Consider the following 12,722-nt stretch of genomic DNA (forward strand, 5'->3'; position numbering starts at 1 on the left):
GCTACTGAAAAATATGTGTTCTAACTTAGTCTTGAGGGATAAGGTGATGGTTTGAAAGAAATATTACACATCGAGAGTCTTCTTTTGAAAAGAGATGTTGAAGATCTAGGGAATCTCGCACTCAATCCAGATGAGTACTATATATCGATTCAAGGCAATCGGGAAGACGCAGAGAACCTCTTAAAATCTATTAAAAAGTTCAATGATGAGAAAGATCTTTTTTATGTAGATGGTGTCATTTTTATTAAAATTGGTTGGAAAGTAATTATCCCGTATGGTTTCTGGGACGAGATAAGTAGTTTGTGGCCATATCTAATTAACCTGATTGAAGATTATCAAAATGCTGGGAAAGCAGAATGTTCTTTCCCAAATCAACCGATCACAATAGAAATGTCAAAACTTGATGCTCAATTGCTTTTGTTTTCGGTAGATGATAATAAGATGAGAATCGAAGAACAACACTTTATTTCTATACTTCTTGACGCGGCTGAAGATTATTTTACTTTTCTTTATAAAGCGATTGGAGAATTAGACTCCTTTGAGCTGAATCGTATTAATAAATTGAAAGCCCAAATGGTTTAATATCATTTAGGTATAAGGCAAGATGTGTCTCACTAGCAGATACATCTTTTTTGTTTACAGAAGAGTTGTATACATTTCGACATCGAAATGTATACAACTTAAAAAGTAGTATACAATCATCACTCCGTTTGTATACAAGTTATTTTCTATAAAATACACTATCATCTAGATAAAACATTGAATTTTAATGGATGCTGTGCCATCATTATTTGTAGAAAGGGGAGAGGGCATGAACATATTAACGTTCTACATTTCGAAAGGTGGATCTGGAAAAACCACCTGTTCCTTGAACATGGCCTATGCATTAGGAGAGTTAGGGGAACGTGTTCTTCTCATCGACTTAGATCCTCAAGGTTCTCTTAGCAAACTAATGTTAAAAGAATCCGATACGATCAAATATATGACCATGTTTGATGTACATACACGAAATTTGGATATCAAAGATATTTTGTTTGATGACGAAACGTATCATGTCAGTCTTCTTCCTTCAAATGAACGAAATGCAAGATTGATCAATTTACTTTCTGAGCAAGATAAGCTCTTCCTTTTAAAGGATATGATTGCACCGCTTGAAGATGAATTTGATTGGGTCATCTTAGATTCAGTTCCTTCGATTAACGAACTCTCAAAAGTCGTCTTGTCGACTGCCAATACGACCATTATTCCGTTTATGCCGAAAAAGCTTGTCTTTGATCAGCTAGGAAGTACCATTCGCACCGTACAAAAGGTGAAAAAGTTCTATAATCCCGATTTAGAGATTGCCGGGGTCTTACCTGTGGCGATGGATCATATGTTAAAAGCCGACAAAGAATATTTCGAAGCGATGGAACAAATTGCATTGGCTGAATCGTTGCCTATTTTACCTGTCATCAAACGATCGACATTTATTGAAAAAGCAGCGGATAGTGGAAAAAGTGTCATTCAATACCGCTCCAAAGAATCAAAACAGTTATCGGAACCGTTTCGAGAGTTGGCACAAAAGATTCGAACATCCAGAGGTGATTCTGTATGAAAGCCAGAAATCGTAACATTCATAAAATCAAACCGAGTGAGCAGCACCCTTATCAAAGTGGTTTAACGAATATCAGTTCACTGGTTCAAAAGCTGCCGATTTCAAAGGAAGTTGAGGACCTCGTCCATGAAATCAATGAACTTGCCAAAGTACAAACCATTTCCGTATTTGAGATTGGGAAACGTCTAGTGATTGCCCGTTCTGAGATGCATGACAAAAAAGAGTGGGGGATGTTTTTAGAAGCGGTCTCTATGTCCGCTTCACTTGCCTCACGATATATAAAAGCCTATGAGACCCTGCATCCGCTCGAATCATCGCTAACAAGTCTACCGGCATCCAAAATTTTTGAACTCATGTATCTCGATAATGTCGACGAGGTCGTCGAGCAAGGGTTATATATTAATGGTGAAAGGAGACAGGTCGAAGAGCTCACGGTCAAACAGATTCGTGATCTTCGAAAAGAGAACACTCATACACCTCTTAAAGTGAAACCTTTTCAGCAAGAGAAAAAGTCATCTTCGATCTTGTCCGCGCGTATTCCAAGCAATCTTTCGGAACAATTTCAACAGTATGCCCATGCACATAATCGTAGTGTCAGTGAGTTACTAGCTGAAATGATTGAGCGAACTGTATCAGACAATATAATTGAAGCCACAGATGAACAAGGAGAACAGTCATGAAGAAAATCGCATTGTACAATCGTAAAGGTGGAGTTGGAAAATCAACGACGACCATCAATTTAGCTCATGCCTACGCACGGGACGGCTTACGTGTACTCGTGATTGATGCCGATGATCAGGCGTCTTCAACGAATGGCTTAGGTCTGACGAACGACTATGAAGGGAAGGTACTATTGGATTGTCTACTCGAAGACAACGATCCGTTTTATACACCGATTGAACAAGTCATCGTTACTTGTGAATATGAGACTGGAACGATTTACTTAGTTCCAACAAGACGGTCTGCTTCACCGAGTGATTTAACGAGTCAAATTGGTTATGAGTATCGACTCAGTGAAGAATTGGCCAAACTAGATGAACTATTTGATATTTGTTTAATCGATTGTCCAGGTTCGACGTCAGCGTTGAATCCCTATGCGCGTTGCGCCCTTGTCGCACAAGATCGAATTATCATGCCTGTACAGATGCAAAAGTTTTCGATGGACGCGGTATACTCGGCTCCTGAAGAGTTAGAAGAAATGAAACGATTTCGGGAAGATATTCATATCGCAGCCTTTATTCCGACAATGGTCAGCGCACGCTCTAAAGGGGATACGACGACGGTAGAGGAACTTGAGGAACTCGGGAAAGAAGTCGGGATTCCCGTCCTTACAACAATCCCGTATGCCGTTAAGGTACAAACCCTACAACGGGAATCTAGACCTGTGATCGATCATAAAAGTCCCGCAACGGATGCTTATTTACAACTTGCCCAGGAGGTACTTTCTTTATGAGTCGCCCTCGTAAAAAACATACACCAAAAATTTCGACATTCAGTGCCAATTTACCGGTGAAACAAAGTACACAATCTAGTGAAGATCGTACGGATCAAGTGGAAGCGGTCAAAGAATTTTCTGCAACGACGACCATCACGAATCCGTATCAATCCTTACCAGCAACCGGACTTTCTCGTATTATTACAAAAAAATTGCCCGAAGACATGGAAGGCATTGTTCAATACTATAATCACATTGATGCGATTCAGGCGACGAGTTTTGTCGAAAAGTGTCGTATTCTTGCGCATGCAAATAGTTTGTTCCGGAATCCGGAAACAAAAAAGGAATTTAAACAAGAAGAAGGGAATTGGACAGATTTCTTAGCGAAGATTGGGATGTCTCATTCTCAAGTGAATCGATTTGTCTCGTTTTGGAATACGTTTGGTCCAAACATTTTACAAAAAACGATTGAACAAGATTTTAGTGCGACTAAGTTAGCGGAACTCCTATCATGGCCGGAAGACCCAAAGCTCGCATTACTAGATGATAAGAAATACTACACAGCAAATGGGGATAAAACAGTTTATGAGATGACACGTGAAGAGTTGCGTGAAGTGAAGCGTATGTTGATCGAGCGTCAAGAGCAGCGTGTCATTGAAGCTAATTCTTCTACTGTAAAACCTATGAAGGTACAAATTCGTTTTTCAGATTTAACAGATCCATTGTATGTCGGATTAACACAAGCTGCTAAAAAAGAGCATGTGTCTGAAGATGAAATTATTCGTCGGGCTCTCAATGCCTATTTGAATACAAAATAAGCAAGACGTAGACCCGATATGTTGACGGGGCTTACGTAAGGTTTTGTGAATCGGGGGCAATCATGTCTTATTCCAATCAGTACAAAGATGTTGAGGATATCATCGACACCCTGCTCGTCCTTGATACGTTTTGTGCCGCGAAAAATATTAACGTCGAATTTGTTGTAGTAGGTGCTTCAGGTATCCTTCTCTTCATTGAAATGATGAGTAAGGAAATGGAGTATCGACCAACTCGAGATATAGATATTCGAGTAACAGAGGGTGTCGTGACAACTGAATTGAAAGATGCACTTCAAGAATATGAAATTGAAATTGTCGAGGGTGTGATTCAATTCCCTCCACGTGAAGATTTTCAGGAAGAAGAATTTCGACATAAGATTGAAGGGTTATTTGAAGCAATTGATGTGTATATCCCAGACATTGAACTGTTGGCGTGTACGAAAATCTTTTCTTCTCGTCAGAAGGACCTGGAAGATCTCGAGAACACCAATTTGTTGAAGCTCTGCGATAAAAACAAACTCCTCGAGCTTGTAGAGGAGTACAAGTCAAACATGACCTGGAACGACCCGTTTTGTAATGTACATGACTTAAGTCGAATTTTTCAGGAAAAGGGTATATAATAAAGAAAATAAACGAAGAGGAGGGTGACCGATGACAAAGAGGAAACATGAGCGACTTTATCAAGAACTATTGCGTGAACAAGATCGTATGCAATTTGGTGGGACAAGTTATCGTCAAGAGACAGCTCAACTGGCGCTTGTTCTGAGTCATGATGTTAAGGTCCCCGAATCGCTTTGTAATCGAGTGGAGGCACGCAACTTTGTCGGCTCTTTGGCTAAAGAGTTATCAGAGGACCGGGTAGAGGATGTGGCTAAAATGCTCAGCATGGCTGCACGCCGAGCCTATACTAATCCTGAAAGTGCGTTCTCTATCGATATGAAAGTAAGGTTGGAAGAAAAGCGTAATCGATTCAAGGCGCGCGGTTTACGTGTGAGATCATAAAATGAAGTTGAATTAAGAAAAGGAGTACGGCTCATTTCATAAAGAAATGAATCGTACTCCTTTTTCTATGGGCTATATCAGGGATAATCACATAGATATTTGGTATTCATGTACATGCAACAAGGAGAAAGTGGTTGAAAGCAGTTACTATGGAACGGGACACTAAAATTTGAGTATTAATGGAGTTATGATAGTTCAAAAGTGACGATAGCGTCTTGCTTTCTTCAATAACTTCAGTGATCGTGTTGAAGGTGCTTCACGACTATTTTCTTGAATGAGTAGATTTAAGTGCATCTCCTCAAGAATTTTACATAACTCAAGTCTCAATTCACGTTTTGAGTAGTTTATAATATCCCGAAGCCTTTTGTAGATATAATGTAGAGAAACTAGTAGGATAAGTAAAATAAGAATAAAGACAAACCATGTACCTTTGTCCTTACATGTGTAAATGAAATTATCAAAGACATATCCCTATTCCAAATGTATTTCATCCTTCGGTCGGGAAGAATGAATACGTAAGACTATGTAGTCTCGGTTTAGTTTTCGATTTATGATAGCTAAAAATAACTACTCTCCTCACTTAATCACACTAAATCTAATTCGAAGATAATCCTCTTAAAAGCTGTAAGTGATTCTTTCACAAGGACTTTCTCATCTAAAAAGGGATCAAAATAAGTATTGGTTTGCAACAAGTTTTGTCTGAAATTAGAATCGAAATCGAAATATATATCAAAATCTTTTAGTAGATTTTGATATTCTGACTCACTTAATTTACTTGTTGTGGTTGGTTGGTTATTTTCATCGTATACAATATATCTGCGTGAGTGAAGTTCATAAAGAAGTTTCCACCTGTAGAGGAATGCTTCGATTTCAAAGCCCCAATCATTGCTAGGTTTATTTTTTGGAAGAATAATTTTTTTTTGATGACCACCATTGTAAGTAATAATGTAATGTAGATTGCCTGTTACATCAGAATCTTCAAGTATCTCTACCAATTGTGTTGATTGCTTTTCTGCTAATTCATGGAGTGGGAAGGGTTCTCCCGAAGAATTGGATTCAAATAAAATTTCAACATTAGTAATATAATGCATATAATGATTCCTCTTTATTATTTTCATTTAGCATAAGTTATTGATGTTGGAGCGAATGTTTGTAGATTAAACTCCAATTGCTTCATACAGGTTATTTGTTTATTGAAAATGAATAACTCTTTAAAGCAAAAAAATAAAGTGCGTTACTAATTTTTAGGACTTATCCAATGATTTGTTTCGTTCCCTTAGAACAGCTAACTCTATCTGCTCACTTATCGATTTCTCAAGCGTCTCCTTCTCGCGTCGAAGAAGTTGCACTTCTAAGTGAAGTTTTTGATTCTCTTCTTCGAGTTGATCACTTCGACGGGATTTGCTTTTTAATTCATCCACTGCATCCATTAAACTCTGGTTTTGACGATTTAATTGTTTTTGACTCTCTTCTAACTTTCGAATAGTCCCTTCCAAATCAAAGATCGTCTTTTTATGAACCTTCAACTCTTCTTTCGCTGATTGTTTCTCCAACTCCAGTGCGTTTAGTAAGTTTTGTTTATCTGTATGTAGTTGGTCCAATTGCTGTTGAAGTTGTTCTAGTTCTTCCTGATGTTGCATGACTTTAGCTTCATATTCTCGATGAAGTTCTTCACTTTCCTTCACAACACTGTCTTCAAGTTCACGTATTGTTTCAGTATATTGAATTGTCATGCGTTGAGTTTCTTTTTGTTGCTTCTCTAAGCGAAGCGCTCGTTCTTGAAAGAGTGAAGCGATCTGATGAAGTGTAGTTTCAAGTACACTATTTTCTTCATCGATTAATGGGTCTGGTGATTGTTTATCAGCCAATTGAATGAATTCTTCAAACAATTGATTCGTCGTTAGTTGTCGTTCTTGCATTAGACGTTGAATATGTTCGGTCACTTCTTCAGAGACACGAAATGATTTTACTTTTGTTTCGCTTGATTGCATCAATGTCACCACTTTACATTTTAGTGTATACATAATCTACAGACAGGAATCTAGTCTTGTATTATTTTCCCGTACTTTTGATTCAAAAACAAGGTACGCGAAATGATCAAGGGTTGTGTATATTTCGATGTCGAATGTATACAACTCTCGTATCATCAAATTAAAAAATCTAAAAGCAAACATCCAGACCTATCGTTAGCTTCGAATCGGATAATATTCTATATATTCCGATACACTCACTTTTGAGTTCTCAAAAAAGAACGCTCAATCCTTTGACTAATCGTTCGATAGTTAAATTGGAAAGAGGAGGTTTTCGGGAATGAGAAAAAAGAAGCGCGGCACGTTGAAAGCAAGTGTATTAAAAGTAATGCTTGGATTTATTTTACTATTTATTGTCTTGTTTGGAGTTTTTCAATATGTTGGATCTAAGAACACCGTTTTGAATACGATCCAATCAATGATGATAGATGATGCTACACCATACTGAGAAAGCATGGATACCGCAACTTATGAGGACTTTGCCGCCATCCAAGCGAGAATGAGGAGTACAAGAAATACAGGGAAGAGCTGAACACTTACCGAGAGCAAATCGGAGCCATGTATGCCTATATAGTGGCGATAGAGGGCGAAGAGGCACGTATCATGATTGATGGGGCAGAGGCGGGTGTGGTCTCTCCGATTGGGGAGAAGTTGTCCTCGACTTCGATAAAAAATGTACGAGCTGCATACAATGGTAAAGAAATCGCCACGGATGTGATTCATGATGATGAGTTTGGGGATTATGTTTCGGTGTTGGTGCCGATCGAACACAACGGAGAAGTGATCGGTGTGCTTGGGTTGGACAAAGACGCTTCGAAGGTGAGTTACATCTCGAGCGGGGTACTGAAGGAGATGGCGCCTCAAATACTCGTCGGCTTAATGGTTCTCATGGTATTAGCAGTCACCTTTATTTGGGGTTACCTAGATTGGAAGTTTAAACCTATGGGCGTGTTAGAGGAAGTAGCGAACCATGTGTCAAACGGAGATCTAGGTGAGGCGGAAATCGTGATCAGTAAACTCTCTTTGAAGAACGATGATGAAATTATGCGATTGACCAGTTCGATGACGAAGATGACGAAGATGTTAAAGGAACTCGTGGCAAGCATCCAACACTCCTCTCAGACCGTCAGTGAAGAGAGTGGGAATGTTGCTGCTATATCTGTAGAAGTGCACGAAGCCTCTCGCCAAATTGCCTATACGATGGAGGAAATCGAAAGTGGGGTTGAGAATCAAAGTACGTTGACGATGAGACTCCATGAACACATGAATGAATTCTCTACCTTAGTCAGCTCGGCGGCCAAAGAAGGTGATGAAGTGAGCCATCAGGCGGATTTTGTTGGGAACGCGACCGTCTCGGGTCAGCGTCTCATGGAGGAGGCGGTCGAGCAAATGTCTCGTATATATAGCCAAATTCAACAGTCACAAGTACAAGTAAAAGATTTTGAGAAACAAGCGGATGAAGTAACGCAGCTCGTAACGTTGATCCGTCAAATTTCAGAACAGACGAACTTACTTGCACTCAATGCTGCGATCGAGGCAGCACGAGCTGGTGATCAAGGAAGAGGATTCGCAGTCGTCGCTGCCGAGATAAGGACTCTTTCGGATGACGTTTCTTAGTCTGTGAGCGAGATCTCAGAAATCGCAACTAACGTTAAACGAAATTCAGTAGAACTGGACGCCGTATTCACAGAAAGCAGAAAGTCAACTGAAGACGGGAAACGAACGCTCGAACTGACCAAGACATCTTTTGAAGAGATGGAAACGAGTGTTGAAAAAATGAGGACGTTAAGTCATTCGATGCAAACAAGATTCGACCGTGTGAAGTCTAACCAGCAAGTCATTCAGAAAGCTCTTTCAGATATCGCATCAATTTCTGAGGAGAGCACTGCAGGAAATGAGGAGGTCGCCGCTGCTACTGAACAGTTGTCTGTAACGAGCGAGACGATGAATCATTTCGTAAAAGAGTTAGCTGAGACCGCAGAGAATTTGAAGGGAAGAAGTCGAAATTTCAGACTGTAATCGTCGAATCGTACAACAATCGAACAGATTACATCCTTAATTTTGTCACGAATAACTCTGACCTATATTTGCAGATGGTTGCGATTTTTCTATATCAGCTGCCTTTTGTTGAACTAGGAGGAGAGATTACCATTCAACCACCTTGACATTTTTTTCCTCTTGCTATACATTGAGCTAGAACTGAATAGCATCACTAGGGGTGTTCATTGAACTGAGACGAGTTAAAACTCGAACCCTTCGAACCTGAACTAGATAGTACTAGCGTAGGGAAGTGTGAACATGACTGCATCCGCAAATGGATTCATTTCCTTTTTGCCATGTATCTTTTGCTTGTACACAACTTCTCTCACGCGAGAAGTTGTGTTTTTTTATAGACAATACAATCATCTAGACAAAAAGGAGATCACAATGATGAGTAAAGTTGTACTTGTAACAGGTAGTAGCAGAGGATTAGGCGCCACAATCGCTAGAGTATTGGTAGAGAAAGGATTCAAAGTGGTCATCAACTACTATAAAAGTAGAAGAGCCGCAAATGAGTTGGTTCAAATGTTAGGGGAAGAACATGCAATAGCTATCTATGGTGATGTGACGAGACGAGAAGATGTCGATTTATTAATTAAGAAAGCAACGGAACACTATGGTCACGTAGATGTGGTTGTAAACAACGCGTTAGTAGATTTTAAGTTTGACCCGATGGCACAGAAGGCATTCGAACACCTCTCTTGGGACGACTATCAGAAGCAACTGGACGGAACAATCAAGGCAGCGTTCAATGTTTCCCAGAGTGTACTCCCTCAATTTATTGAAAGATCTGAGGGGAGTATCATCAACATCGGGACAAACCTATTCCAAAACCCTGTAGTGCCTTACCATGAATACACGACGGCGAAAGCGGGATTGATCGGATTTACGCGCAATCTTGCCGCGGAGCTTGGAAAGTTTGGGATAAGGGCCAATGTTGTATCTGGAGGGTTGTTAAAGATGACTGATGCGAGTTCAGTGACAAGTCCCGAAGTCTTCGATTTGATTGCCCGGACTACGCCCCTGAGGCAGGTCACGACTCCCGAAGAGGTTGCTCAACTTGTCTCGTATCTGTCATCTGAAGAAGCATCAGGTATCACTGGCCAGAACTTGGTAGTGGACGGTGGATTGACCATGAACTAAAGAATAATTCTAAACAGGATATCGAAAGTGTAAGAATTCTCATAGAAACGGAGTACCTTATTTGAAACCTGCTAAACAATTAAATTTAGGAGTGCTACTCTATGGATGTGGACATCACCAAGCCGCTTGGATGATGCCTGAATCTTCGATAGAGTTGATCGGCAACGTCACATATTATCAAGAACTGGCCAGGATTGCAGAGTCTGGATTTTTGGATGCGGTTTTCTTTGCAGACAATCAATCATTTCCTGCAACCACCTCGACCGAAATACCGGCATTTTGGTTTGATCCGATGATAAATTTAACGGCTATCTCACAAGTCACGAACCGAATCGGTTTGGTTTCCACCATTTCAAGCACTTTCTCTAATCCATTTACGGCATCGAGACAGTTATTTAGCCTGGACCATATCTCGAAAGGACGTGTAGGGTGGAATTTAGTGACGTCGATGTCCGACTGGGAGGCTGAGAATCATGGAATGGATCATCTTCCTTCTAGGGAGAGGCGCTATCAGAAAGCTGATGAGTTTGCGGAAGTGATGGATAAATTGTTTCTCTCGTGGAATCGAGGCGATTTCTCCCCGAATCGATTGGCCAACCATCTCATTAATGAACAGAATATTGAACCGATAGATCATGTCGGGACGTACTTTAAAGTCAAAGGTCCCTCCACTACACCAAGTAGCCCGCAAGGAAAGCCTGTTGCCATGCAAGCGGGGGCCTCGGATCAAGGGATTGAACTGGCTGCAAAATATGCAGATGCAGTGTATTCAGTTTCTTGGAACTTGAAGCAGGCGATGGAATATCGGAATCGTTTAGAACAACACCTCATAAAACAGAACAAAACTATTCGCCACGTCAAGATATTTCCGGGCCTTGTTACATATATCGGACGAACAAAAGAAGAAGCCTATTCAAAAAAGCTTGAGTTAGATAAAAGGCTACCTCTAGAGAACGCGATCAAGCAACTGAGTTATTTTATAGGTGAAGATTGCTCGAAGTGGGAACTTGATGAGAGGGTACCTTCGTTACCACCAATCGATTCATTTACCGGTCCTGTCGGTCGTTATAAAACCATATTGGAAATCGTACATGACAAAGAACCTACACTCAGAGAACTCCTAGGTTATATCAGTGCTGGGGGAGGACACCTCACTCTAATCGGGACACCCGAAGAGATTGTAGACGAGATGGAGCGATGGTTCAATCTGGGGCTTGCAGATGGGTTTAACCTTATGCCACCGACTCTGCCATCAGGGCTAAAAGATTTCGTGGAATTGATAATCCCTGAGCTGCAAAAAAGAGGGATCTTCCGAAAGGGTTACGAGGGGGCCACTTTACGTGAACACCTTGATCTGGTACCTCCGGGTTCGCGTGATCGATCTCCTCAACGGGGTAACTACGAGGAAGAGTGACTTGTGGACTATGCCGTATCAATCTTCCTCTGGAGCGATGAGGCGAAGCACTAACGAAGCGACCTCATTATCAGGTTCGAGAGTTTGAATTCTCTTGGCTATTTGAACGGCATCTCGGTCACTGACGATTTTTTCAGGAACGGTGTTCAAGAACAGCAGGTTTTCTAAACTGCTTACATCGATGGAGTGATTCACATCTAAGGACTTTTTAGCATGCATCAATGAAGAGGCATAGGCGCCCTCGATGTGGCATAGAGGGTGAGTGAGAACCTGAAAAGCCAAATCATGTAGCTCGGGAGATTCGTCTTCATGAAGCAGATGCACCAGAACTACATAGTTGGTCAAACTCTCATTTGAAAATGCTATCGACAAAAGCTCGTGACTGAATGCCTCATATCCGACGTCATCGTATAGTTTTTTCACTTCACCGACCTGCATGGATAGGATTAATTCCTCCAATCGACTGTCCATCCCATAGCCTCCTTCCATTTCAATATTGTGTGACGTAGCATTAGGATTGGCTATTCCTCCTCTCAGAGAAGAGCCAATATAAATCGTTGAATCAAGAGACAAGAGTTCTCTGATACAAACGATTCGTCATGAGTGAATGATTTCTTGTCGCATCGTTTGTGGGGTCAATCCATCGAGATGAAAAGAACCTCGATAAACATGTAATACAGACTTGTCCCCCCTCAAGGCTAATGGGAAAACACCTGATCTGCCGGTTTTCAATTCAAAGTCTTCCGGTGCGATTTCAACATCGAGTTCATGTCCTACCACAGCGTAAGAATAAGGAGTTGAAAAGTAGGAACGCGCTAAACACCGAATGATTCTATCTGTCTGAACGTTTAACTCATCAATAGACCCGGAACGTGGGACAATGTCATCCCACCGAATATCTATAAGAATTCCATGAAAATGATTCACGATGACAGGGGTTAAGTGAACATCATTGCTTCTCACATCGAATGCATCCCCAGAAAGCGTTAGGGACGGATAGAAATTTGAGAATACATTCAGGTCAATTTCATCGTCGACGATGTCTTCTTCGACCCAGTGTTCTCCGTCAGTGTCTAGGCTATACCTTACTTTCATCAAGCGACTACCTTGTGCAATAATCGAGCTTAAATAACTACATAGATTAGGAATAATGGCATCATTATCTGAAAACACTAATGCGATGTTGATATAGCCGCCAGATCTAAACATCAAGTTCAACCCCTATCTTCGGTTTCGAGCCATTCCA

At 40.7% G+C, this 12,722-nt stretch carries 16 protein-coding genes and 1 riboswitch; of the genes, 12 read left to right on the top strand and 4 right to left on the bottom strand.

Annotated features, from left to right (window positions below):
* Positions 1–51 precede the first annotated feature (51 nt).
* The 7 genes from KNO79_RS14435 to KNO79_RS14465 all read left to right on the top strand — a co-directional run bounded on the left by KNO79_RS14435 (position 52) and on the right by KNO79_RS14465 (position 4,849).
* A complete protein-coding gene (locus KNO79_RS14435) occupies positions 52–582 on the top strand; it encodes a hypothetical protein (RefSeq protein ID WP_214691628.1) in 531 nt (176 codons plus the stop codon).
* Positions 583–811: 229 nt separating this feature from the next.
* Positions 812–1,594 carry a ParA family protein gene (locus KNO79_RS14440; protein ID WP_214691629.1) on the top strand — a complete coding sequence of 261 codons (783 nt, stop codon included), beginning with the start codon at positions 812–814 and terminating at the stop codon, positions 1,592–1,594.
* Positions 1,591–2,274: a DUF3102 domain-containing protein gene (locus KNO79_RS14445; protein WP_214691630.1), complete on the top strand. Its 684-nt coding sequence runs from the start codon at positions 1,591–1,593 to the stop codon at positions 2,272–2,274. Before KNO79_RS14440 ends, KNO79_RS14445 begins: the two co-directional genes overlap by 4 nt.
* Positions 2,271–3,047, top strand: coding sequence for a ParA family protein (locus KNO79_RS14450; protein WP_214691631.1), 777 nt, complete (start codon positions 2,271–2,273; stop codon positions 3,045–3,047). Before KNO79_RS14445 ends, KNO79_RS14450 begins: the two co-directional genes overlap by 4 nt.
* A complete protein-coding gene (locus tag KNO79_RS14455; RefSeq protein ID WP_214691632.1) occupies positions 3,044–3,847 on the top strand; it encodes a hypothetical protein in 804 nt (267 codons plus the stop codon). The genes KNO79_RS14450 and KNO79_RS14455 overlap by 4 nt, the downstream gene beginning before the upstream one ends.
* A gap of 62 nt (positions 3,848–3,909) precedes the next feature.
* Positions 3,910–4,467 (top strand): DUF6036 family nucleotidyltransferase, encoded by a 558-nt coding sequence (locus KNO79_RS14460; RefSeq protein WP_214691633.1) that lies wholly within the window; start codon positions 3,910–3,912, stop codon positions 4,465–4,467.
* Positions 4,468–4,498: 31 nt separating this feature from the next.
* Positions 4,499–4,849, top strand: a complete 351-nt coding sequence (locus KNO79_RS14465) for a hypothetical protein (RefSeq protein ID WP_214691634.1) — start codon at positions 4,499–4,501, stop codon at positions 4,847–4,849.
* A 584-nt stretch (positions 4,850–5,433) separates the two neighbouring features.
* On the opposite strand, the gene KNO79_RS14470 is transcribed toward KNO79_RS14465, so the two are convergent.
* Together KNO79_RS14470 and KNO79_RS14475 are read right to left on the bottom strand one after the other, a co-directional pair.
* The gene (locus KNO79_RS14470; RefSeq protein ID WP_214691635.1) at positions 5,434–5,940 is read right to left on the bottom strand and encodes a hypothetical protein; all 507 of its coding nucleotides are present in this window, start codon (positions 5,938–5,940) and stop codon (positions 5,434–5,436) included.
* A 153-nt stretch (positions 5,941–6,093) separates the two neighbouring features.
* Positions 6,094–6,840: a hypothetical protein gene (locus KNO79_RS14475; protein ID WP_214691636.1), complete on the bottom strand. Its 747-nt coding sequence runs from the start codon at positions 6,838–6,840 to the stop codon at positions 6,094–6,096.
* A gap of 319 nt (positions 6,841–7,159) precedes the next feature.
* On the opposite strand from KNO79_RS14475, the gene KNO79_RS14480 reads away from it, so the two are divergent.
* From KNO79_RS14480 to KNO79_RS14500, 5 genes are all read left to right on the top strand, one after another.
* A complete protein-coding gene (locus tag KNO79_RS14480) occupies positions 7,160–7,327 on the top strand; it encodes a hypothetical protein (protein ID WP_214691637.1) in 168 nt (55 codons plus the stop codon).
* Positions 7,328–7,482: 155 nt separating this feature from the next.
* Complete coding sequence (locus KNO79_RS14485; protein ID WP_214691638.1) at positions 7,483–8,496, top strand: methyl-accepting chemotaxis protein; 1,014 nt, start codon at positions 7,483–7,485, stop codon at positions 8,494–8,496.
* Between the two features lie 180 nt (positions 8,497–8,676).
* The gene (locus tag KNO79_RS14490; protein ID WP_214691639.1) at positions 8,677–8,898 is read left to right on the top strand and encodes a hypothetical protein; all 222 of its coding nucleotides are present in this window, start codon (positions 8,677–8,679) and stop codon (positions 8,896–8,898) included.
* A gap of 185 nt (positions 8,899–9,083) precedes the next feature.
* Positions 9,084–9,185, top strand: a riboswitch (TPP riboswitch).
* A gap of 124 nt (positions 9,186–9,309) precedes the next feature.
* Positions 9,310–10,062, top strand: coding sequence for a 3-oxoacyl-ACP reductase (locus KNO79_RS14495; RefSeq protein WP_214691640.1), 753 nt, complete (start codon positions 9,310–9,312; stop codon positions 10,060–10,062).
* 61 nt (positions 10,063–10,123) lie between these two features.
* Positions 10,124–11,476, top strand: a complete 1,353-nt coding sequence (locus tag KNO79_RS14500; protein ID WP_214691641.1) for an NtaA/DmoA family FMN-dependent monooxygenase — start codon at positions 10,124–10,126, stop codon at positions 11,474–11,476.
* An 18-nt stretch (positions 11,477–11,494) separates the two neighbouring features.
* On the opposite strand, the gene KNO79_RS14505 is transcribed toward KNO79_RS14500, so the two are convergent.
* On the bottom strand, positions 11,495–11,947 hold the full coding sequence (locus KNO79_RS14505) for a hypothetical protein (protein WP_251125347.1): 453 nt from the start codon (positions 11,945–11,947) through the stop codon (positions 11,495–11,497).
* 126 nt (positions 11,948–12,073) lie between these two features.
* Positions 12,074–12,685 (bottom strand): Imm64 family immunity protein, encoded by a 612-nt coding sequence (locus KNO79_RS14510; RefSeq protein WP_214691642.1) that lies wholly within the window; start codon positions 12,683–12,685, stop codon positions 12,074–12,076.
* Between the last annotated feature and the right edge of the window lie 37 nt (positions 12,686–12,722).

Source organism: Exiguobacterium sp. s43, from assembly GCF_018617255.1.
Lineage (GTDB): Bacteria > Bacillota > Bacilli > Exiguobacteriales > Exiguobacteriaceae > Exiguobacterium > Exiguobacterium profundum.

Coding starts and splice junctions, on each gene's coding strand:
- KNO79_RS14440 (WP_214691629.1), top strand. CDS start 812: ATGAACATATTAACGTTCTACATTTCGAAAGGTGGATCTGGAAAAACC.
- KNO79_RS14445 (WP_214691630.1), top strand. CDS start 1,591: ATGAAAGCCAGAAATCGTAACATTCATAAAATCAAACCGAGTGAGCAG.
- KNO79_RS14450 (WP_214691631.1), top strand. CDS start 2,271: ATGAAGAAAATCGCATTGTACAATCGTAAAGGTGGAGTTGGAAAATCA.
- KNO79_RS14455 (WP_214691632.1), top strand. CDS start 3,044: ATGAGTCGCCCTCGTAAAAAACATACACCAAAAATTTCGACATTCAGT.
- KNO79_RS14460 (WP_214691633.1), top strand. CDS start 3,910: ATGTCTTATTCCAATCAGTACAAAGATGTTGAGGATATCATCGACACC.
- KNO79_RS14465 (WP_214691634.1), top strand. CDS start 4,499: ATGACAAAGAGGAAACATGAGCGACTTTATCAAGAACTATTGCGTGAA.
- KNO79_RS14470 (WP_214691635.1), bottom strand. CDS start 5,940: ATGCATTATATTACTAATGTTGAAATTTTATTTGAATCCAATTCTTCG.
- KNO79_RS14475 (WP_214691636.1), bottom strand. CDS start 6,840: ATGCAATCAAGCGAAACAAAAGTAAAATCATTTCGTGTCTCTGAAGAA.
- KNO79_RS14480 (WP_214691637.1), top strand. CDS start 7,160: ATGAGAAAAAAGAAGCGCGGCACGTTGAAAGCAAGTGTATTAAAAGTA.
- KNO79_RS14485 (WP_214691638.1), top strand. CDS start 7,483: ATGATTGATGGGGCAGAGGCGGGTGTGGTCTCTCCGATTGGGGAGAAG.
- KNO79_RS14490 (WP_214691639.1), top strand. CDS start 8,677: ATGCAAACAAGATTCGACCGTGTGAAGTCTAACCAGCAAGTCATTCAG.
- KNO79_RS14495 (WP_214691640.1), top strand. CDS start 9,310: ATGAGTAAAGTTGTACTTGTAACAGGTAGTAGCAGAGGATTAGGCGCC.
- KNO79_RS14505 (WP_251125347.1), bottom strand. CDS start 11,947: ATGGACAGTCGATTGGAGGAATTAATCCTATCCATGCAGGTCGGTGAA.
- KNO79_RS14510 (WP_214691642.1), bottom strand. CDS start 12,685: ATGTTTAGATCTGGCGGCTATATCAACATCGCATTAGTGTTTTCAGAT.